The sequence below is a fragment of the Streptomyces sp. NPDC058289 genome, from assembly GCF_042880975.1.
Classification (GTDB): Bacteria; Actinomycetota; Actinomycetes; order Streptomycetales; family Streptomycetaceae; genus Streptomyces; species Streptomyces stoeckheimensis.
Genome location: NZ_JBHVYI010000043.1, coordinates 37732 through 58611 on the forward strand (window position 1 = coordinate 37732; position 20880 = coordinate 58611).

A 20880-nucleotide genomic window follows, 5' to 3' on the forward strand; every position below is an offset into this window, starting at 1 on the left:
ACGGGTGTCCGGGGGCGGCTGCGTTCGGTGCGGCCGGGTCGGTTCGACCTAGGCCGCCCGCTCCGCGACGAGGGCGGCCGTCAGCTCGGTCCGGGGCAGGCCGGGTGCCTCGAAGCCGAAGACCTGTGCGTAGACGGAGAGTTCGGCGTGCAGACAGGCGATGACCGTGTCCGCCCGGCGGAAGCCGTGCTGTTCACCCGGGAAGGTGAGGTAGGCGTGCGGAACCCCGCTGTCCTCGATCCGCTCCAGGAAGGCTTCGGCCAGGGACGGCAGGCAGATGGGGTCGTCGAGCCCCTGGAGGAGCACGAACGGCGCCCGGATGCGGTGGGCGCCGCGCAGCGGGGACACCTGGGCGTAGCGTGCCGCGGCCTGCGGCCAGGGGCCGACCAGGCTCTCCAGGTAGCGGGACTCGAAGTCGTGCGTGCCGCCGTCGCTCCAGCTCTCCGGATCGAGGAGCGGGTAGTAGATGCCGGCGGCGCCGTACAGATCGGGTTCGGTGGCGAGGGACGCCGCCGCCGTCCAGCCGCCGGCGCTGCCGCCCCTGATGCCGAGGCGGTGGGGATCGGCCAGGCCCTGGGCCACCAGTCCTCGGGCGGCGGTCGCGCAGTCGCGCACGTCGACCACGCCCCACTGGCCGCGCAGCCGGTCGCGGTAGCGCCGGCCGAAGCCGGTGGAGCCGCCGTACTGCACGTCGACCACGCCGATCCCGCGGCTGGTGAAGTAGGCGACGCACAGGTCGGCCACCAAGTGGCTGCGGGTGGTCGGTCCGCCGTGCGCCTGCACCAGGTACGGCGGAAGCTCGCCTTCCGGTGCGGTGTGGCCGGGGTGGTACGGCGGGTACACGTAGGCGTGCACCTCCTCGCCGTCCTCCCCGCGGAAGACGGCGTGGTAGCCCGGCGGGAGGTGGTCCGCGTACGCCGTGTCGGGAGCGCGCAGCACCTCTGCCCCGGCCACCGGCCCGTCGGCGTCCGGATCGATCAGGAGCAGGGTGCGCGGCCGGCGCGGACCCGCGGCGCTCGCCACGAGTCCGCGGCCGTCGGCGGCCAGCACCGCCCACTCGGTGTACTGCTCCGCGCCGTCGAGGTCCCGCAGCGTGCCGTCCGGTTCCAGCACCGCGAGTCGGCGGCCGCCCGTGCCGTGGGCGACGAGGATCCGTCCGCCGCCGATGGGGAAGAACCACTGGGCCCCGATGCGCCACAGGGCGTCGCCGAACTCCTCCTCGCGGGGACACAGGGCGCGGCTCGCGCCGCCCGGGTCGAGCTCGTAGAGGTTCCACCAGCCGTCCCGGTCGCTCAGCAGGTACAGCACGCCGGGCCGGTCCGGATCCCATTCGGCCTGGCTCACCGAGAGGCCCGGTCCGCCGGCCACGGCCACGGCCTCGCCGAACACCCGGTCCGGGCCCGTCGGGGCGCACATCACGGTCGTCCCGTCCCACGGCATGTCCGGATGGTCCCAGCCGAGCCAGCACACCTGCGTGCCGTCCGGTGACGGCTTGGGGCCGGTCATGAAGTGGTGGCTCGCGGCGAGCACCCGTACGGCCTCCGGGTCCCCGCCGGCCGACCCGTCCAGCGGCAGGGCGACCAACTCCCTGCGCACATCGGCCGGGTGGTCTCCGATCTCCTCCTCGCGCAGGCACCACACCTCGTCGCCGACACGGGTGAAGTCGCAGTAGCGGGCGCCTTGAGGCACCGCGGGCATCGGGCTGATCGGCTCCGGAGCGATGCCGGGCCGCGTCCGGTACACCCGCTGGTCGGCCCAGTGGGTGAAGACGCAGCCCGCCTCCGGGCCGTCACCGAGCGGGAGCCAGGGCCGGCCGCCGTACTCGATGACCCGGGTGCGCACGTCCCAGTCGGGGCCGAGCACCTCTTCGACGGCGCCCTCGGGGGTACGGCGCACGAGTACGCTGCGGCCGGAATCTCCGGGGCGCAGCTCGGTCCACCACACCTCCGGGCCCACCAGGGCGGCCCATTCGATGCGCGCCTCGCCCGCCGCGGCGACGGCGGCGGTGACCGGGGAGTCCCAACTGCCGTACGGCGCGGTCCGTGTCGTCCGTCCGGGCACCGGCGCGGGCCCGGAACCCCGGGGGTCAGTCACGGCCCGCGCTGTACGAGGTGGTGTCGCCGCGCAGCGCCTCGCTCGGGCGGCCGTCGACCCCCACGGGGACGGGTGCGACGACGGTGAGCCGCTCCCCGCGCCGGTACTGGTTGCCGTAGTCGTAGATGGCGTAGTGCGCCGTGGACTGGTTGTCCCAGATGGCGATGTCGCCGACCCTCCACTGCCAGCGGACGTTGTGCTCGGGCCGGGTCAGGTAGCCCTGCAGCATCCGGATGATGTCGCGAGAGGCTTCGGGGCCGTAGCCCACGACCCGGCGGGCGAATCCGCCGAGCAGCAGGGACCGTTCGCCGGTCTCGGGGTGTACGCGCACCGCGGGGTGTTCGGCTTCGAAGGCGGTCGAGATGTAGTGCCCGCGCTCGATGACGGTGTCGTCGGTGAAGTCGCAGTCGTTGCTGTGCACGATCCGCAGCCGGTCGGCGAAGTCGCGCAGTTCCGGCGGCATGCTCCGGTACGCGGTCGCGGCGTTGGCCCAGACGGTGTCGCCGCCCACCGGGGGGATCACCTTGCTGTGCAGGAACGCGAAGGCCGGGGGGCGCTCGATGAAGGTGAGGTCGGTGTGCCAGTGGTTGGCCCGGGTCCCCTGCTTGGAGTCCATCTCCCGCAGGTTCGGGCGGCCTTCGGGCGCTTCGTAGATGGGGTGTCCGAGGGTCAGGGTGCCGAAGCGCTGCGCGAAGGCCGCCTGGGCCGTGTAGTCGAGGTCCTGGTCGCGCAGGAAGATCACCTTGTGCTTGAGGAGCGCCGCGCGGATCGCGGCGACGGTCGTGTCGTCGAGCGGGCCGCTCGCGTCCACGCCGCCGATCTCGGCGCCGGCGTTCGTGGTCAGTGGCGTGACGGTCACGCCGGTCTGAGGGAGAAGAGTCTCCGTCATGGCTGTTGCCCTTCCGTGAAGTTGCCTGGGCCGGGATCCCGACCATCCTGGTTTGACAAAACATTGCCACCTTCGTGACACCTCTGGCAATATCAATTGCCATGCAGCTCCACGGACCAGCGAAGGAGTCACCATGGCACCGCTGACGCGGTACGAGACGTCGGCCGCCGTGCCCACGGCACCCCCACCTCCGGCAGGGGGTGAAGCGCCACCCCCGGTCCATGAACTCGTGGGCCGGTTCGCGCGGACCGTCCCCTCCCGCACGGCCGTGCGCAGCGGCGCGAGCAGCATCAGCTACGGCGAACTCGACGCATGGGCCGGCCGGATAGCCGCCGGGCTCGCCGCCGGGGGCGTGGGGCTCGGCGACCGCGTCGGGGTGCTCGCCGAGCCGTCCACCGCCATGGTCGCGGCGGTCCTCGGCATCGTGCGTCGCGGCGCCGCCTACGTGCCCGTGGACCCCTCGCATCCCGACCGGCGCATCACCGGCGTCCTCACCGACGCCGGGGTGAGCGCGGTCGTGGTCACCGGCGCGGGAGGCGACCGCCTGGCAGGTATCGGCGTACCGGTGCTCTCCGCGGAGCCCGGGAAGACCGCGGAGAACGGGGCCGAGGTCGGGTCTGAGGGTGCGGCGGGCGGCGCCCAGGAGCCGCCCGCCGCCTCGGTGGGCGACGACGATCCCGCGTACCTCATCTACACCTCCGGCAGCACCGGCGAGCCGAAAGGAGTCGTCGTCGAACACGGCCAGCTGGCCGCTTCCACCGCGGCCCGCCGCCTCGTCTATCCCGGCGAGCCCGTCTTCCTCCTCGTTTCGCCCCTGGCCTTCGACTCCTCCGTGGCAGGGCTGTGGGGGACGCTCACGGCAGGCGGATGCCTGATCGTGGCCTCCCCCGACGAGGTACGGGACCCCGAGCTCCTGGTCGAGCTGGTCGAGCGGCACGAGGTCACCCACCTGCTGTGCGTGCCCTCCCTCTACGGCGTGCTCCTCGACGCCGCCCGCCGACTGGGCGGCGAGCGGCTGCGCTCACTGGAGACCGTGATCGTGGCGGGCGAACCGCTGCCGCCCGAACTGGTTGCCCGGCACTTCGCCCAGCGCACGAGCGGGACCGTGCTGGTCAACGAGTACGGGCCCACCGAGGCGACCGTCTGGGCCAGTTACCACCGCTTCGAGGCCCCCGGGCCGGTCACGATCGGCCGACCGGTTCCGGGAGCCCGGCTGTACGTACTCGACGAGGCGCTCCGCCCGGTGCCCCCGGGCGGCGAGGGCGAGCTGTACATCGGCGGTGCGGGCGTGGCGCGCGGATACCACGGCAGGCCGGAGGCCACCGCGCAGGCCTTCACCCCGGACCCGTTCACCGACTCCCCCACCGCGCGCATGTATCGCACGGGGGACCTCGTACGCCAACGGGCGGACGGCACGCTGTCGTTCCTCGGACGGCGCGACCACCAGGTGAAGATCCGTGGCCACCGTGTGGAACTGGGCGCAGTCGAGGCGCAGTTGTGTGAATTCCCGGGGATCCGGGAAGCGGCTGTCGTCATGGACGGCACGGGCAGCGCGTTGGTGGGCTTCGTCCTCGCCGCCGAAGCAGCGGACCCTGGGGCGGACCCGGCGTGCCTCAAGCAGCAGTTGGCCACGCGACTGCCGGGCGCCATGGTGCCCGGGCGCATCGTGGTGCTCGACCGGTTCCCGCGCACGGTCAACGGCAAGACGGACCGGGCCGCACTGAGCCTGCGGGCCGCCGTACAGCCGGCGGCGGTCGCGGTCGCCCCGGCGCCCCCGGCCACCGGCGGCGATCTGACCGCACAGGTGTCCGCGGCCTGGGCCGAGGTGCTCAAGACCACGCACGTGCCCGCCGACGTCAACTTCTTCGACCTCGGCGGACATTCGCTCGCCATGTACCAGCTCCGTGAGGCGCTCGAACGACACACCGGTCAACGGCCGCCGCTCGTCGCGCTGTTCCAGCACACCACCGTGACGGCGCAGACCGCACTGCTGCGCGACGGCGCGGACCAGCCGGCGGACGGCGCTCGGGACGCCCGGGCGCGGCAGGACGCCGCCCGCCGGGCCCGCGCCCTGCGGGCGAGCCGCCGGACCGCGGAGAAGCAGGAGGCATCATGACCACCGCCACTACCCCCTACTCCCCCGCCTCCCCCGGCTCGCCTTCCGCCTCCTCCCGCCTGTTGCGGTGCGCGGCTCCCGATCCCGACGCGCGCGTCCGCCTCGTCTGCTTCCCGCACGCCGGAGGTTCCGCGGCGTTCTTCCGCGACTGGGGCGCGGCTCTGCCCGACATCGAAGTGCACGCGGTGTGCTATCCGGGGCGCGCCGAGCGGATCGCCGAGCCGCCGCCGACCGACCTGCGGCAGCTCGCCCGCGACATCGCCGACGCGGTCGCGGAGCTGGCCGACCGGCCCGTGGCCCTGTTCGGGCACAGCATGGGCGCGCCCATCGCGCTGGAGACCGCCGCGGCCCTGGAGGCCCGGGGCATCGAGCCGGTCCGGCTGTTCGCTTCGGGCTCGCGCAACGCGCCGTACCCGCCGGCCGAGGGCGACGCGCAGGACGCGGAGGACGATGCCGCCGTCATCGAGCACCTGCTCACGCTCGGCGGTACGGATCCCGAGCTGGCCGCCGACCCGGAGTTCCAGGAGCTGGTCCTGCCCTATGTGCGCGCCGACGGACGCGCGTTCCGCACGTACGTCCCCCGTCCGGACCTCGCGGTGCGGTGCCCCGTGACCACGGTCAACGGGGACGGCGACGAGGATGCCGACCTGCGCCCGTGGGCCGAGCTGACCCGGGGCGGCCTGCGGGAGCACGAGATGCCCGGCGACCACTTCTATCTGGTGCCGGCCCCTCCCCACGCCCTGATCCGGCAGGCCCTGATCCCGGCGCCCGCCACCGCGGGCTGACATCCGCCGGGCGCCGTGCGCCACCGGCCGTGGCCGGTGGCGCATGGCGCCCCATCCATCACGGAGCAGTGGGAGGAGTCCACATGCCCAGGCCCGACCAGGTCGGCCCCGCCCGTACGCACCCGCCCGTGCACGACGTGGTGGCCGCCGTCGTCCGCAAGGTCCCGGCCCGCACCGCCGTGCGCACCGGAACCGATGCGGTCACCTACCGTGAACTCGACCTGTGGGCCGGGCAGATCGCCCGGCGGCTCGCCGCGGCCGAGGTGGGCCGCGGCGATCACGTGGGCGTGCTCGTCGAGCCGTCGCCCGCCATGGTCGCCGCCGCGCTCGGCGCCCTGCGCGCGGGCGCCGCCTACGTTCCCCTCGACCCGGCGATGCCGGCCGGTGACCTGCGTGCCGCCCTGTCCGGCGCGGCGGTGCGCTGCGTCGTGACACGGAGCACCGCCGCGGCCCGTCCGGCCGGGCTCGGTGCGGTGCGGCTGCCCACCGTGGCGGTGGAGTCGCACGGCACCCTGCCGGTGCCGGAGCGGGAGGGCGCCGCCACCCCGGTGAGCGCACCGGACGGTTCCGCGTACGTGACCGTTCCCGTGCCGCGAGGCGCGGGCGCGTCCGGCGGCGTGGTCGTCACGCATGCCGAGCTGTCCGCCGCGACGCTGTCGCGGCGTGCGCTGTGTCCGGGGACTCCGGTCCTTCTGCTGGCAGAGCCCCTCACCCACGAGGTCGCCGCGGCGGGGCTGTGGGCCACGCTCACCGCGGGCGGGCGGTTGATCCTCGCCAGCGAGGAGCAGACGCGCGAGCCGGGAGCCCTGGCACGGCTCGTGGAACGGCACCGGGTGACCCAACTCCTCTGCACGTCCGGCCTCTTCGACGAGCTGCTGGGAGCCGCTGTCCGTCCGGGTCTTCAACAGCAGCTGCGCACGCTGGACACGGTGACGTTGGCTGCCGGACCGCCAGCGGCTTCTCTGATCAACCGTCACGAGACCTTGCTCGGGAGGGCCGTGGCGCTCGTGGACGTGACCCGATCCACCACCACTCCCGCGGCCGGCGCGGCGGTCGACGCAGACACAGACGTGGACGCGGACGCAGACGCGGACGCAGACGCAGACGCACGCGGACGTTTCGGCCGCCCGGACGCGGTCGTCCGCAGGCTCGCCCGGCCCGCCCCGCGCACCCGGGCCGGGGCCGGGGCCGTGCCCACCTACTAGGCGCCCCTCGGATCCACTGCCGCCGAACCGGAAGGAGTACGACCCACATGCCCTCCGCCCTTCCCGAACGCACCCCTCCCGAACCCGCCCCTCCCCATGCCCTGCGCCCCATCCGTGCCGACGAGTTCGAGGCCTGGGCCTTGGCCGTCGCCGACAGCTACGGCGAGGACCGGACGGCGTCCCAGCTGGCCGTGGAACGGACCACGATCGAACTCGACCGCACCCTCGGCGCGTTCGACGGGGACCGACCGGTCGGCGGCGCCGCCCTGTACACGCGGGCGCTGACGGTGCCCGGCGCGATCGTTCCCGCCGCCCGCGTCGTCTGGGTGGGCGTGGCCCCCACCCACCGGCGGCGCGGCATCCTCACCTCGCTCATGCGCCGGCAACTGCACGACGTCCACGCGGCGGGACGGGAGCCGATCGCCGTCCTGAACGCCTCCGAGGCGGCGATCTACGAGCGCTTCGGCTACGGCCTGGCCTCGTACCAGGCCGATTACCTGGGCGACACCCGGGCGATGGCCTTCCGTCCCGGTACGGACCTCGGCCGGGGCCGCATCCGGCTGCTGCCCCGCGAAACGGCCCGGCCGGTCCTGGAGAAGCTCTACGACGCGGCCCGCAGGCTGACCGTGGGCCGCATCGACCGGCCCGGCCCCTTCTGGAACGACCGGCTGTACGACGAGGAGCACGCGCGGCAGGGGTCGACGGCCCTGCGCTTCGCCGTCCACAGCGAGCCCGGCGGCGAGGTGAGCGGCTATGCCTTCTACCGGCTGCGCGGAGGCGGCCACGAGAATCCGCACAGCGCGGTGGAGGTCGGCGAGGTGGTGACCACCACCGGGTCGGCGTACGCGGCCCTGTGGCGCTACCTCATCGACATCGACGTCCACCCGTGGGTCCGCTACCGCGGTGCGCCCGGTGAGCCGCTGCTGCACCTGCTGGCCGACGTACGGTCCCTGCGCACCACCGTCTCGGACGGTCTGTGGGTGCGTCTCGTCGACGTCGGCCGGGCGCTCGCGGCGCGCCGCTACGCAACGCCGCTGGATGTCGTCCTCGAAGTCGAGGACCGGTTCTGTCCGTGGAACACGGGGCGGTTCCGGCTGTCCGCCGACGGCGGGCACGTCTCCTGCGAGCGCACGACCGCGCCGGCGGACCTGAGCCTGACGGCGGCCGAGCTCGGCGCCGCGTACCTGGGCGGTACGACGCTGGACGCACTCGCCCGCGCCGGCCGCGTCACCGAGCTGCGACCCGGTGCGCTGGCCCGCTGCTCACCGGCTTTCCGGTGCGGCCACGAGCCGTGGTACTCGGCCGAACACTGATCGCGCGCCGGCCTCCGGCCCTCCCGTACGCGGTAAGCCCGCGCCCACCGGCCAGGCCCTTGCCATGCGAGCCCCGCGGAGCGAGACCCGCGGGGCTTCGGCGTGCCAGGGCCCTGTCACGGGGTCCGCTGGTTGACCCAGCGGCGCTGTCCCGCGGGCCAGGGCTCCCGGGTCGCGGGGGTGGTGAGCAGCAGCCGCCGGAGCCGGGCCAGGCGCGCCGCGCACGCCGTGAGGGGCGCGGACGGCCCCGCCACGAGCAGCGCGAGCGCCACCGTGTTCAGGGCGGCGAGCGCCCCGAAGACCGCGCCCGTACCGGCGAGGAGGGCGACGAACACGCCGAGCGGCGGCCCGGCGCTCCACACGAGAACGGTGCCCGCCGGCGCCGGGGGCGGAGCGAACGCCGCTGCGCAGGCAAGCAGGAGCACGAGTCCTGCCACGGCGGGAGCCGTCAGGGCCGGCCCCGCGGCCAGGCCCGCTCCCGCGACCGCGCCGAGTCCGAGGGACAGCACCGCCCGCGTCCAGGGGCCGGGCGCGGGCGGGCGGTGGCCGCGGGCGGCTCTCCGGGTGTGGGAGTACAGGCGCGGGCCGAGCAGGGCCGCGCCCGTCGCCATCGCGGCGAGCGCCGCCCCGACGGCGTGGCCGGCGGGCATCCGTCCCGCCAGGAGGACGCCCGCCGGGACGGCGAGGGCCGTCTGCAGCGTGCACAGCAGCCGTGTCGCGCTGCCTGCGTGCCGTCCGGTCACGGTCACCCCGCCACCCGCCTCTCTCCGCCGGTACCGGGTCAGAAGAACGTCCGCACGAGATCGATCACGGTCTCGCCGCGGGTCACCGGTATCAGCTGCCACTTGTCGAAGGCGGTGCACGGGTAGGCGAGGCCGATGCCCGCCCAGTCGCCCACGCGGATGTCGTTGCCGGGTGCCAGCCGGATGAAGGCGTGCTGGTCGTTCACCTCCTTGATCACGCAGTCGTGCAGCGGCTGCGTGGATCCGTCGTCCCGGCGGACCAGTTGCGGCTCGGGCTGCCAGGCGTCGAAGGACAGGTCGCGCTTGCCGGCCGTGACCAGGGCGAGGCCCGGCTCGGGTTGCGAGGTGACCCGGCCCCAGGCCCGCAGTGCGGGTCGCAGCCGTCCCTCCCCCGCCGCCTCCCGGGAGAACGGCGACATCCAGCGGTAGAAGCCGTCGTCGTGGGCGATGTAGCAGCCGCTGCGCAGGACCGGCAGCACGTTCAGCCCGTCCGGCCAGGGCTCGGTGAGGGCCTTGGCCACCTGGTCGAAGAAGCAGCTGCCGCCGGCTGTCACCACGACGGTGTCCGTCTCGAACAGCCGCTCCCGGTGGAGCAGTTCCGTCACCTCGCGCATGCGGCGCAGGAAGCCGTCGATCACGCCGAGGCTGCTGGGCGAGGGGTCGTTGACGAGGACGCCTTCGTATCCCCCGACGCCGGCCAGCCGCAGCGCCGGGCTGTCGGCGACCGCGCGTGCCGTGGCGAGGGCGTCGGCCACGGTGCGGGCGCCTGCTCGGCCGCCCGTACGGCCGATCTCGACGATGACGTCGATCGGCCGTGACGGCGCGGGCCGCAGCGCGGTGAGGGCGTCGTGCATGCGCTGGACGACCTCGGGCGAGTCGGCGAAGCAGCTGAAGCGGTAGCCGGGGTCGCGGTCCAGGTCGGCGCTGACCCAGTGCAGGGACGGGGCGTCGACGAGTTCGTTGGCGAAGAGGACGTTCGCGACGCCGAAGTGGCGGTAGACGCGCAGCTGCGCCGTGTTGGCGGCGGTGATCCCCCAGGCTCCGGCGTCGAGTTGGCGGGCCCAGAGCTGGGGCGCCATCGTGGTCTTGCCGTGCGGGGCGAGCTCGACGCCGCGCTCCGCGCACCATTTGGCCATGGTGGTGACGTTGTGTTCCAGGGCGTCGGCGTCGAGCGTGAGCACGGGCCCGACGAACCCGTCGTCGAAGAGGTTCAGGCCCCGGGCGGCCAGCTCGGCCACCGTGCCGCCTTCCGCGGAGACCGGCAGTCCCTTGAAACGCCAGTCGATCAGCTCGTCGCCGAGGGCCCGGAGCGCCTCCCGGTCGATCGCCTCGTGCGGTGTGGTCACCGTGATTCCTTCCGTGTTCTGTGTTCGGCTCTCTGTGCTGTGCGCTCTGCGTTCGGTCCTTCGGTCAGTCGACGATCGCCCGTAGTTCCCGGGTGAACACGGCGACGTCCTCGGGGGTGTTGTAGTAGTGGGGCGCCACGCGCACGGCGTGGTCGATTCCCTCGCGGCGCATGAAGAGGGGTGTGTGACTGCCCTGGGCCACCCAGACGTTGACGCCGCGAGCGGCGAGTTCGTCCCGTAGGCGCGGCGCCGGCGCACGGTCGCACACGAACGTGACGATGGACGCGTGGTGTGTTCCGGGGTCGACGAGCCGGGTTCCGGGCAGTTCCTCGACCGCCGCGCGCACCAGGTCGCGCAGCGTGCCTCCCGACGGCGCGACGTTGCTCTCCGTGCGGCGGAGGTGGTGTTGCAGGGCCGCGTCGAGCCCCAGGACGGCGGCCGCCGAGCGCTCGGCGTACTCGAACCCTCGTGCGCCGTCGGTGTGCACCTCGTAGGTCGTGTCGGAGGTCATGTCGGCGACGTGCAGATCGTGGAACGGGGGTCGCGCCCGGGCGCGCAGGCGCGGTCCGATGTACGCGAAGCCGGTGCCGCGCGGCCCGCGGAGGAACTTGCGGCCCGCGCCGGTGAGTAGATCGCAGCCGATGTCCCTTACGGAGAGGGGCAGTTGCCCCACCGACTGGCAGGCGTCGACGAGATACAGGCACGGCCAGGAGGCCAGGAACCGTCCGATCTCCTCGACGGGGTTGACGATGCCGCATCCCGAAGGCACGTGCGGGACCGAGACCACGGCCACGTCCTCCCGGATGGAACTCCGCATCCAGTCCAGGTCGAGGTCGCCGCCGGGCAGCAGGGGCACGACCTCGATCCGTACGCCGGTGCGCCGCCGCAGCTCGGTCCACAGGATGAGGTTGCCCGCGTACTCGTACGGGGTGATCCAGATCCGATCCCGCGCCGACAGGGTCAGGGCCGTGACGGCCGCGGTCCATGCGCGCGTGGCGCTGTCGAACAGGGCGAGGTCCTCGGCCGGTGCGTCGAGCACGCGGGCCAGGTTCTCGTACACGCCCTTGTCGAGCGTGTCCGCGTGCCACAGTTCCGTCTCGTACGCGCCGCCCTGCGCCTCCCTGCTCAGGCAGCCGGTCATGGCGTCCACGACGGCGGTGGGCATGAGCCCGGCGCCCGCGGTATTGAGGTGTACGGGCATGGCTCTCCTCGTGGGTCCTGTGCGTACGGGGTCAGGAAGCCCGCGCGAGAGCGGCGGCCTCGGCGAAGGATCCGTCGGCGACGCCGAGCTGCTCGGGGTCGCCTCCGGCGCGCTGCCACTTGCGGTACTTCGAGGCGTAGCTGAGCAGGGTCTCCTGGTTTCGCCGGCCGCGGGACCGGGTCAGGATGCCCGCCCACAGTCCGTCCCAGCGGGCGTATGCGGGGTCCCGCAGCAGGACGCGGTGGGCGCGCTTCATGTTCCAGAACGGCACGCCCGTGTTGAGGTGGTGCACCAGGTGGTAGTTGTCGTGGTGCCGGCCGAGCAGGAACCGCTCGATCGCCCAGCCGTGCCGGTTGCGCGTCATCAGGATCTGCCGCGACTCGCTCTCCGGCAGCGGGTAGTGCTCGGCCAGCTCCGACAGCCAGCCGATGGCGATGGCCGTGGTGAACAGCGGCACGAACCAGAAGAGCAGCAGTTCGAGCAGCCATCCCTGCCAGGTGCACACGGTGGCGATGGCGGCCCACTGCAGGAGCATCAGCACGAGCTCGGTGCGCTGGCGGATCGGCATGGACACCGTGGCCGCGTCCGCCTTGAAGAGGATGCGGTCGCGGACGACGTACGTCACGTACTCCGCGGCCCGCAGGCCGAGGATCGCCTGGGCGATGTTGCGGAGGAAGAACGTCCGGTCGGACTGCGTGTGGTCGTAGAGGCCGACGCCGACGTGGAAGTTGTAGTCGGGGTCCTTCTCCGGGTCGCCGAGGAACCGGTGGTGGAAGCCGATGTGGGAGTGCCGGTACGGGTTGTACATGTGCAGGACGAGATAGCCGGAGAACACCGTGCCCAGGGCGAGGTTGAGCCGGCCGTTGCGTGCGAGCACCTTGTGCGAGGACTCGTGCAGCAGGTTCACGAAGGCCCGCTGCGTGGACCCGATGAGGACGAGCGCGACGGGGTAGAACCAGTAGGAGACGCCCACGCTCAGCCAGACCGATGCGGCCAGGATCAGGTAGTCGGAGAGCAGCGCCAACGGGGCGTGGTGATTGTCCAGCGTGCACAGCTCTCGGAGCTCCTTGCGCACGGTGCGGTCGAGCCTGCTGAAGTCCAGGCTGCGGAGGTCGTTCTGTACGGTGGTCGTCACGTTTCCTCTCCAGGTACAAAAAAGCAGCACGGCCAAAAAGAGCAGCACGGCCGAAAGAGGCAGCACGGTGCGGACCGGAACCGCCGGGGAAGGGCGCCGTCGCGCGGTCGGTTCCGGGAGCTCGGTGGCGCCTCGCGAACCCCGGCGGGCGGCGGCGGATCACGCTGCGGGCCGCCCCGGCCGCCGGGGAAAGCGACTGCGCCGGGTGGCGTCAGGCGGTGGGGCCGGCGAGGATCGCGTCCAGCAGCTTCTCGGCGCCGTAGCGGACCACGTCGGTCGCCGGCAGGCCGGTGGCCGCCTCGATGGCGGCGATCTCCTCGCGCGCCCGCTCGTCCGAGAGCCCCGCGGTGATGAGGGAGAGGCCCACGATCGGGCAGCGGCCCTCCGGCCACACCCAGCTCGCGCCCTCGGCGTGCATCTCGATCGCCCGCTCCAGCGAGGGCAGCGGGTGGTCCGGCAGGTACTTGATGGCCGGCCGGCTCAGGTCGTGGCACATGATCAGGGAGTCGGCGCGGCTGCCGTGCATCAGGAACAGCGGACCGCCGGAGCCCCGGGGGTGGTTGAGCGCGCCCTGTCCCTCGACCAGTACGAGGTCGCTGTTCTCGACGGCGGCGCAGACCTCCTCCTCGATGATCTTGGCCACGTAGTCGACCATGATCGCGTCGATCGACACGCCCCGGCCGGTGATCATGGTGCCGATCTGCCCGGTCGCCACGAAGGCGGGCGCCAGTCCGCGGCGCAGCGCCTCCTTCTCGATCTCCAGCATCGTGGTCATCTTGCCGATGCCGCAGTCGGTGCCGACCGTGAGCACGGTCCGCGAGCCGGGCCGGTGCGTCTGTATCTCGAAGACGGGCTTGCCGTCGTCGTGGAACTCGACGACGTAGCGCTCCTTCGGCTCCCGGCGGACGTCCCAGAGCCGGGCCCCGCTGCGCTCGGCGGCGGCACTGATCTCCTCGTCCTCGGCCAGCATGGTGTGCAGGCCGTTGATCACGTCGAGGCCGTGGCCGATCGCTTCCAGGACCATCGGCCGCCAGTGCGGCGGCAGGATGCCGCCGGTGGGCTCGGTCCCCAGCAGGACCGCGTCCGGCTGGAAGGCCAGCGCGGCGGCGATGTCCGCCACGATCGGGATGCCGGCGCCGAGTCCGCCGGTGACCACCTCGCCGGCGTCGCGGCCGGCGTTGTCGCGGTCGACCACCGTGACCACGCGGTCGGAGCGGTAGCGCAGGATGCCGGTCACGGTCTTGGCCGTGCTCGGGGTGATCTCGCCGTCGGCGAGGATCGCGATGCGCTTCAGATGGTCCATGTCAATGCCCTTCGTTCCGAGGTGCGGTGGTGGTGTGGGCTTCAGCCCCGGTGTGGATGTGCGTCTGGCCGCGGGCCTTCGCCGGGCTGTGGGCTTTGGCCAGGTGGATGCAGACGCCGACGATCGCGGCCGTGCCGAGGCCCAGCCAGTACCAGTTGCCGGCGCCGTGGTGGTAGCTGGTCAGGAAGACGGCGCCGCCGAACAGCGAGCCGAGTGCTTCGCCCGAAGTCAGCGAGACGCCCTGGAGGTTGGAGGAGGCGATGGGGGACACCTTGGTGAGCCGGTTGAACGCGATGCTGACCATCGGCGCGTAGAGCATCTCGGCGAAGGCGAACACCGCCATGGCCACGGCCGCACCGGCAACGGCCGGCAGGCCGACGCCCAGGAGGACGATCCCGCTCCCGAAGGCGATCACCCCGAAGGCGAGGAGGGTGTTCGGCGCCACGCCGGCCCGCAGTCTGCGATTGGCCAGCACGGTCACCCCGGACTGGAGCAGCACGATGACGACCGGGGGGCCGCCGAGCAGCACCGCGCGGAGCATCGGGGAGTCGATCGCGAGGCTGACGTACAGCGCGAACGCGGAGTAGAACTGCCCGTAGACGAAGGCTCCGGCCACGGTGAGCGCGATGGCGCGCGCACACTCCGGGTCGCGCAGTGCACGGAGCCTCGCCGGGGACCCCTCGGCGGGCCGGACCGTGCTCGGCGGGCGCAGTCCGCGCGGCACGCCGACGAGGAGCGTCACCGCGGCGGCCAGGTAGGCGACGGAGACCAGGGCGATCAACGGCCGGTTGTCACCGGAGACGTAGAGCGCGCCGGCGATGAACGGGCCCAGCGCGGCTGCCGCGTTGGTCGCCATCTGCATGATCGCGTAGACGATGTTGCGGGCCGGCTCGGCGGAAAGGTTCTCCGCGACCAGCACGCGTACGAGGACACCGTGGACGCTGTTGCCGAATCCTGCGAGGCAGAGCGCGAGCACGACCGGCACGGGGCGGGTGGTGAAGGCCAGGGCGCCGAAGCCGGCGGCCGAGCAGACCATGCCGGCCGCCATCGTCACGGAGTACGGCAGTCTCGGCAGCCAGCGGCTGACGGGCAGCGAGGACAGGCCGATGCACAGGAGGAAGGCGAACATGCCGAGCCCGGCGAGCGACGCGTTCCCCTTGCCCCCTTGGGTCAGCATGACCGCGAGGACCGGCATCAGGGAGAACTTGCCGAACTGGCAGAACAGGTAGTTGGCGGCGACGACGCGCCGCAGGGCCGACTCGCCCATCGTGGGCCCGGCGCCCTTGCGTTCGATCACCTCAGTCATCGCAGACGCCGTCCGTCCGCTCGTAGCCGACGTGCCGGGAGAGGTCGTTCTCGCGGCTGAGGTCGCGGTCCGCGGCCGGGGCTGGGGCTGGGGAGGGTCCGGTCGTGGCCGGCGGGGACGCCGGGGGCGCCGCGGACTCCTGGGGGCGGGTGCCCGACGGCCGGGTGTCCGACGGCGGAGTGTCCGACGGCGGAGTGTCCGACGGCGGGGTCACAGTGAAGACCAGGCGTGCCGCGCTCGCCTCGGCCTTGGCCGCCGCCCGGGCGGGGGTGCTCCCGGTGGCGATGACGTATCCGGCGCGATCGCCCGACCAGCGGACCGGGCCGATCCGTCGGCCGACCTCGTGCAGGACGCGGACCTCCGCCACGTCCGGGTCGGCGAGGACCTCGGACTCCCCGGTCACCGCGGTCAGTTCGCCGCAAGGGGCCTCGGCGAACGCGATCGCCGAGGCGCGCAGGGCCTGCGGCGGTCCGGCCAGGGGTTCGGTCCGGCCCAGCGCCCATGCCACGGTCAGCTCTTCCATGTCCACGCCGTGGGCGAGGCGTACCAGTTCGTTGATCCGGTCGCCGCCGCGGCGGCAGTGGCCCTCGACGATGCGTGGTCCGGCGGAGGTCAGCTTCACCTCCACGTGGGACGGCCCGTCGGTCAGGCCGACGGCGTCCAGGAACGCCCCGACCACCTCGACCGCCTTCGCGCGGACGGTCTCGTCCAGGGTGGCGGGTATGGTGTGCCCGCTCTCCACGAAGCCGTGGCCGGTCGACTTGTCGGTGAGGGCGAGGACGACGTGGCGGCCGGCGAAGCTGAAGGTCTCGACGCTGATCTCGGGGCCGTCGAGGTGCTCCTCCATCAGGAACGCGCTCACCCCGGTGCCCGAGAATCCCGCGGCGACCGCGTCCACCCCGGGCGGGTCCACCAGGACCACGCCGAAGCTGCCGGTCGCCGCCACCGGCTTGGCGATGAACGGGTAACCGTGCTCGGCGCCGAACGCGCGCAGGTCGTCCGCGGTCCGCCCCAGGGCGGCCGCCACCGGACTCACCCCGCGTTCGGCGAGCCTGGCGCGCATGGCCCATTTGTCGGTGACCAGCCGCGCAGTCTCGCTGCGCGGCCCGCGCAGCCCCAGCCGCTCGTTGAGCGCTGCGAGGGACAGCAGCGCGTGCTCCTGGATGCTCACCACCGCGTCGAAGGGCCGGAGTGCGTGCAGATGCGCGACGAGGTCGACGAAGGCCGGATCGGTGTAGTCGGTCAGCAGTGTCACGACCGGAGCGACGGCCTCCTCGGCCCGGACCCGCTCGGGGCGCTGCGCCCACCACACCTCGGCTCCCAGCTTGACCGCCGCGTCGACCATGGTCTGCTGATCGCCGAGGACAAGTACACGAGGCTTCATGGCAAGAATGGTGACAGTCATTTGCCTAATTTGGCAACCCCTTGCCGAGATGCTGCTCGCAGCGTGAACACGCGCCGAAAACGTTGTGAAACGTGGCGGAACACGTCTGGCCACTCACCCGGGAAGCGCTGGGGGTTTCCACCGGCCGGCGGGGCCGGTTGCCGCGGCGCGGGTCCCCGTCCCTCCGGACCGGAACTCCACGCACTTCGCATACGCGAGCGCGCTCTTCTTGTCGCCGGCAGCCGACTGCGAGGCACCCGGAACCGCCGAGTCGCCGTCCTTACCGCCCGGCCGACAGGCCGAGGGCGTCCACCCCTCGCCCGTGACACGGTTTCCGTGGCAGTCGCAACGACCGCCCACCGCTCAGCGGGCGATCTACCGTCAGGCGCTTGGGCATTGACGAACTGTCAGGGATGGGCGCACCTGCGGACGTTTGGGTGGACGTCGGTAGAGCTCGGCCCGTACATGGTGGTTGATTCCGGGCCGTGGACGGCTCTTGACGGTACATGGGCGTTGTGCGAATCTCTCGACAGGTCTGGACCAATTGTCTTCATCGGGTGGGGGCCCGAGCTACCGGACACCTCCGGCGATCCTCGGATTTCCGGCGGTCCTGACCACTCACGGCCATCAGCCGGCCCCCGGGGGAGGGTCGGACGTCCACACGGTGGCCGGTGCCGTCACCGAACCCGTTCGCCGCAGCCTGCCGTTGACCTCTGAAGTCCTGACGTGCGCTACTCCGCGCTCCATGCCGCGTCCGCACGTTGATGTGCGCTGCTCTTCCACCCTGCTCCGACGTCCTAAGTGAGCCGCCGATGTCCGAAGTACTCCCCCTGCCCGACTGCAGACCGGCCTCGCCGGCCCAGCAGGGCGTCTGGCTGACCGATCGACTGGGGCTTGCCCGCGAGGCGTTCCACATGCCGGTGCGGATCTCCTTCGACCGGATCGACATGGCGGCGCTGGCCCGCGCGGTGACCGCCGTGACCGAGCGCCACCCGGCCCTCTCCGCCCGGCTGGTGGAGCGTGACGGCCGGGTCTGGCAGGAACCCGCGGCGCAGCGTCCCGAACTGGTGCAGCTCGAAGCACCCGCTGACGAGGCCGACTTGGAGAAGCTGCTGGAGGAGGAGGCCGCTCGCCCGTTCTCCCTGGAGACCGGCCCGCTCAGCCGCTTCACCCTGCACCGGCGCGCCGACGGCAGCGCCGAGCTGCTGGTCACCGCCCACCACGCTGTGTTCGACGGCAACTCCAAGGACGTCCTGACCCGGGACCTCGCAGCGGCGTACGGCGCGGCACCCCTACCCGTGACGACTGCACCAGCCACACCGGGTGCCTCGACAGCGGATCCGGGCACCGTACGGAGGGCTGCCGAGTGGTACGGGCCGCGTTGGGCCGCCGCCACCGACCCGGTGCTGCCCGGCGCGCCGCGCACGCCGACCGTTGCCGGGGCCGGCGAGGCGGTCGAGTGGCGCCTCGACGGCGCCGAGGCCGGGGAGTTGGCCGCTGCGGCCGCCCTCGCCGGCACCACCGTCTTCGAGTTCCTGCTCGCGGCCCTGCACGGGCTGCTGCGCCGCTACGGCGGCGATGCGGTGCCTGTCTCCGTGCCGCTCTCCACCCGGACACCCGAACTCGCCGATGAAATAGGGTTGTTCGTCAATGAGCTGCCCGTACACGCGCCCGCGGCCGATGCGTCGGAGACCTTCGCCGCCTTCGCCGCCGCCGTCCGGGCCGAGCTGCGGGCCGGCTACCCGTACCGCGGCGTCCCCTTCGGCAGTGCCGTCGCCGGACTCGGCCCCCGCGTCGGCCTGACCGCGGTCTCGCTCGGCTACCGTCGGCGCGGCCCGGACCTGGACTTCGCCGGCACGGGTGCCCTGATCGCCTGGGCGGTGCACAACCGCACCGCCCGCAACACCCTCCACCTCCAGGTCGTCGAGGCCCCCGGCGGCCACGGCCCCCTGGGCGGCGGCATCGACTTCAGCCTCCAGTACGACCCGGCCGTGCTCGCCCCGGACGCCGCCCGCCGGATCGCCGGCCACTACGGCACCCTGCTCGCCGGCGCGGTCGCCGCGCCCGAGGCCCGACTGCTCGACCTGCCGCTACTGGACGCCGCCGAGCTCCGGGCCGTCACCACCGCGCCGAACGCCACCGACCGGCCCTATCCGACCGACCGGACCGTGCTCGACCTGGTCCGCGCCCAGGCCGCCGCCACTCCGGAGGCGATCGCGGTCAGCACGGCCGGCCGTCATCTCGGCTATCGCGAACTGATCTGCCGCGCCGACCAGTTGGCCGCAGCACTGCGCGCTGCCGGCGTCCGGCCGGGCGACCTGGTCGCCCTCCACCTGGACCGCACCGCGGACCTGCCCGCCGCGATGCTCGCCGTCCTCGCCACCGGTGCGGCGTACCTGCCGCTCGACCCCGGCTATCCGTCCGAGCGCCTCGCCCTCGTGCTGCGCGACTCCGGAGCCGTTCTGGTGCTCGCCGACCGCGAGCCTTCGCCCGAGGTCGCCGCAGCCGCCCCCGCCGTCCTACGGATCCCCGCGCCGTCGGCGCAGGACCCGGCGGAGCCCGCCACCGCCTCCGCCACCGCCTCCGCCACGGACGCAGACGCCGACGCCGGCCCCGGTCCGGACGACGTGGCGTACGTCCTCTACACCTCCGGCTCCACGGGCCGCCCCAAGGGCGTCTCGGTCGGCCACCGGGCGCTGGTCAACCTGCTCACCTCCTTCGCCGACCGGCTCGACTCCGGCCCGCAGCACGCCTGGCTCGGGTTGACCTCGCTCTCGTTCGACATCTCCGCGCTGGAGCTCTACCTGCCGCTGATCACCGGCGGCCGCCTGGTCCTGGCCCCGGACGGCCTCGCCGTCGACGGCCCCGGCCTGCTCGCACTGATCGGCGCCGAGGGCGTCACCCACGTACAGGCCACCCCCTCCGGATGGCGGGTGATGCTCACGGCCGGGAGCGGCGCGGACGCGCTCACCGCCGTCACCGGCCTGGCCGGCGGCGAGGCACTGCCGCTGCCGCTCGCCCGCGAACTGCGCGCGCGCACCGCCCGGCTGTTCAACGTGTACGGGCCCACCGAGACCACCATCTGGTCCACCTGTGCCGAACTCCCCGCCGAGCCGGAGCAGGTCAGGATCGGCCGCCCGATCGCCAACACCCAGACGTACGTGGTCGACGAGCAGCTGAACCCCACCCCGCTCGGCATCCCCGGAGAGCTGCTGATCGGCGGGGACGGCGTCGCGCACGGCTACCTCGGCCGGCCCGAACTCACCGCCGAACGCTTCGTGCAGAGCCCGTTCGGCCCGCCCGGCGCCCGGCTCTACCGCACCGGGGACCGCGCCGTCTGGACGTCCGACGGCGAACTCGATTTCCTCGGCCGGATCGACGACCAGGTCAAGATCCGCGGCCACCGGATCGAACTCGGCGAGATCGAGTCCGCCCTGCTGGAGCACCCCGCCCTCGCCCAGGCCGCCGTTGCCGTCCACACCGAGGAGGACGGGGAGCCCTTCCTGGCCGGCTACCTGGTCCCGGCCGTCGGCGCCCCGGCGCCCGCCCCCGCCGACCTGCGCGACCACCTGATGCGCACGCTGCCTGCCGCGATGGCACCGCAGCGCTGGCTCACCATGGAGGGCCTGCCGCTCACCCCGAACGGCAAGCTGGACCGGCGGGCCCTGCCGGTACCGCCCCGCGAGGCTCCGGCGCCACGGGCCGACGCCACGGGCGAGACCGCCGAGGCAGGCGAAGAAGACGACGCGACGATCGGAACGGTCCGCCGGATCTGGGCCGAGGTGCTGAACCTGCCCGATGTCGGCCCCGAGGACGACCTGTTCGACCTCGGCGGGCATTCGCTGACGGTGATCCAGATCGCCGCCCGGATCCGCGACGCGCTCGGTGTGGAGCTGGACTTCGACGTCTTCTTCGACGTCCCGACCCCGGCCGGCATCGCCGCCGCCGTCCGCGCACGCCAGTAGGCCGTCCCTTTCGGACCGTGCCGGGCCCGCCCCGCCCGGTACGCCCGGAGGCCGGGTACGCCGGGCAGGGGCCGCTCGGCGCTGCCCGGCCCCGC

14 protein-coding genes are annotated in these 20880 nt (G+C 73.3%); 5 read left to right on the forward strand and 9 right to left on the reverse strand.

Features of this window, described 5'->3' with window-relative positions:
• Positions 1-48: 48 nt before the first annotated feature.
• Positions 49-2094 carry a prolyl oligopeptidase family serine peptidase gene (locus ACFVX6_RS22335; protein WP_389694011.1) on the reverse strand — a complete coding sequence of 682 codons (2046 nt, stop codon included), beginning with the start codon at positions 2092-2094 and terminating at the stop codon, positions 49-51.
• Complete coding sequence (locus tag ACFVX6_RS22340; RefSeq protein WP_389694013.1) at positions 2087-2983, reverse strand: TauD/TfdA dioxygenase family protein; 897 nt, start codon at positions 2981-2983, stop codon at positions 2087-2089. The genes ACFVX6_RS22335 and ACFVX6_RS22340 overlap by 8 nt, the downstream gene beginning before the upstream one ends.
• A 133-nt stretch (positions 2984-3116) precedes the next feature.
• Here ACFVX6_RS22340 and ACFVX6_RS22345 point away from each other — a divergent pair, with 133 nt between their 5' ends.
• From ACFVX6_RS22345 to ACFVX6_RS22360, 4 genes are all read left to right on the forward strand, one after another.
• A complete protein-coding gene (locus tag ACFVX6_RS22345) occupies positions 3117-5099 on the forward strand; it encodes a non-ribosomal peptide synthetase (protein WP_389694015.1) in 1983 nt (660 codons plus the stop codon).
• Positions 5096-5884: a thioesterase II family protein gene (locus ACFVX6_RS22350; protein ID WP_389694017.1), complete on the forward strand. Its 789-nt coding sequence runs from the start codon at positions 5096-5098 to the stop codon at positions 5882-5884. The genes ACFVX6_RS22345 and ACFVX6_RS22350 overlap by 4 nt, the downstream gene beginning before the upstream one ends.
• A gap of 83 nt (positions 5885-5967) precedes the next feature.
• Positions 5968-7089: an AMP-binding protein gene (locus ACFVX6_RS22355; RefSeq protein WP_389694019.1), complete on the forward strand. Its 1122-nt coding sequence runs from the start codon at positions 5968-5970 to the stop codon at positions 7087-7089.
• 47 nt (positions 7090-7136) lie between these two features.
• A complete protein-coding gene (locus ACFVX6_RS22360) occupies positions 7137-8402 on the forward strand; it encodes a GNAT family N-acetyltransferase (protein ID WP_389694021.1) in 1266 nt (421 codons plus the stop codon).
• A gap of 116 nt (positions 8403-8518) precedes the next feature.
• Here ACFVX6_RS22360 and ACFVX6_RS22365 read toward each other — a convergent pair whose 3' ends face one another.
• The 7 genes from ACFVX6_RS22365 to ACFVX6_RS22395 all read right to left on the reverse strand — a co-directional run bounded on the left by ACFVX6_RS22365 (position 8519) and on the right by ACFVX6_RS22395 (position 16820).
• Positions 8519-9151, reverse strand: coding sequence for a hypothetical protein (locus ACFVX6_RS22365; RefSeq protein WP_389694023.1), 633 nt, complete (start codon positions 9149-9151; stop codon positions 8519-8521).
• A 32-nt stretch (positions 9152-9183) separates the two neighbouring features.
• Entirely contained in the window at positions 9184-10491 is a 1308-nt protein-coding gene (locus ACFVX6_RS22370; protein WP_389694025.1) for an amino acid deaminase, read from the reverse strand.
• Positions 10492-10555: 64 nt separating this feature from the next.
• Positions 10556-11692: an aminotransferase class V-fold PLP-dependent enzyme gene (locus tag ACFVX6_RS22375; protein ID WP_389694027.1), complete on the reverse strand. Its 1137-nt coding sequence runs from the start codon at positions 11690-11692 to the stop codon at positions 10556-10558.
• A gap of 31 nt (positions 11693-11723) precedes the next feature.
• Positions 11724-12827 carry a fatty acid desaturase gene (locus ACFVX6_RS22380; protein WP_389694029.1) on the reverse strand — a complete coding sequence of 368 codons (1104 nt, stop codon included), beginning with the start codon at positions 12825-12827 and terminating at the stop codon, positions 11724-11726.
• 211 nt (positions 12828-13038) lie between these two features.
• A complete protein-coding gene (locus ACFVX6_RS22385; protein WP_389694031.1) occupies positions 13039-14130 on the reverse strand; it encodes a DUF1611 domain-containing protein in 1092 nt (363 codons plus the stop codon).
• A 1-nt stretch (position 14131) separates the two neighbouring features.
• Positions 14132-15436, reverse strand: coding sequence for an MFS transporter (locus ACFVX6_RS22390; RefSeq protein WP_389694033.1), 1305 nt, complete (start codon positions 15434-15436; stop codon positions 14132-14134).
• Positions 15429-16820, reverse strand: a complete 1392-nt coding sequence (locus tag ACFVX6_RS22395) for an ATP-grasp domain-containing protein (RefSeq protein ID WP_389694035.1) — start codon at positions 16818-16820, stop codon at positions 15429-15431. The genes ACFVX6_RS22390 and ACFVX6_RS22395 overlap by 8 nt, the downstream gene beginning before the upstream one ends.
• An 812-nt stretch (positions 16821-17632) precedes the next feature.
• Here ACFVX6_RS22395 and ACFVX6_RS22400 point away from each other — a divergent pair.
• Positions 17633-20785: an amino acid adenylation domain-containing protein gene (locus ACFVX6_RS22400; RefSeq protein WP_389694037.1), complete on the forward strand. Its 3153-nt coding sequence runs from the start codon at positions 17633-17635 to the stop codon at positions 20783-20785.
• Positions 20786-20880: the final 95 nt, after the last annotated feature.

Bases quoted from the DNA above. Each gene is read 5' to 3' on its own strand.
- ACFVX6_RS22375 (WP_389694027.1), bottom strand. From the start codon at position 11,692: ATGCCCGTACACCTCAATACCGCGGGCGCCGGGCTCATGCCCACCGCC.
- ACFVX6_RS22360 (WP_389694021.1), top strand. From the start codon at position 7,137: ATGCCCTCCGCCCTTCCCGAACGCACCCCTCCCGAACCCGCCCCTCCC.
- ACFVX6_RS22385 (WP_389694031.1), bottom strand. From the start codon at position 14,130: ATGGACCATCTGAAGCGCATCGCGATCCTCGCCGACGGCGAGATCACC.
- ACFVX6_RS22340 (WP_389694013.1), bottom strand. From the start codon at position 2,983: ATGACGGAGACTCTTCTCCCTCAGACCGGCGTGACCGTCACGCCACTG.
- ACFVX6_RS22400 (WP_389694037.1), top strand. From the start codon at position 17,633: ATGTCCGAAGTACTCCCCCTGCCCGACTGCAGACCGGCCTCGCCGGCC.
- ACFVX6_RS22350 (WP_389694017.1), top strand. From the start codon at position 5,096: ATGACCACCGCCACTACCCCCTACTCCCCCGCCTCCCCCGGCTCGCCT.
- ACFVX6_RS22355 (WP_389694019.1), top strand. From the start codon at position 5,968: ATGCCCAGGCCCGACCAGGTCGGCCCCGCCCGTACGCACCCGCCCGTG.
- ACFVX6_RS22345 (WP_389694015.1), top strand. From the start codon at position 3,117: ATGGCACCGCTGACGCGGTACGAGACGTCGGCCGCCGTGCCCACGGCA.
- ACFVX6_RS22395 (WP_389694035.1), bottom strand. From the start codon at position 16,820: ATGAAGCCTCGTGTACTTGTCCTCGGCGATCAGCAGACCATGGTCGAC.
- ACFVX6_RS22390 (WP_389694033.1), bottom strand. From the start codon at position 15,436: ATGACTGAGGTGATCGAACGCAAGGGCGCCGGGCCCACGATGGGCGAG.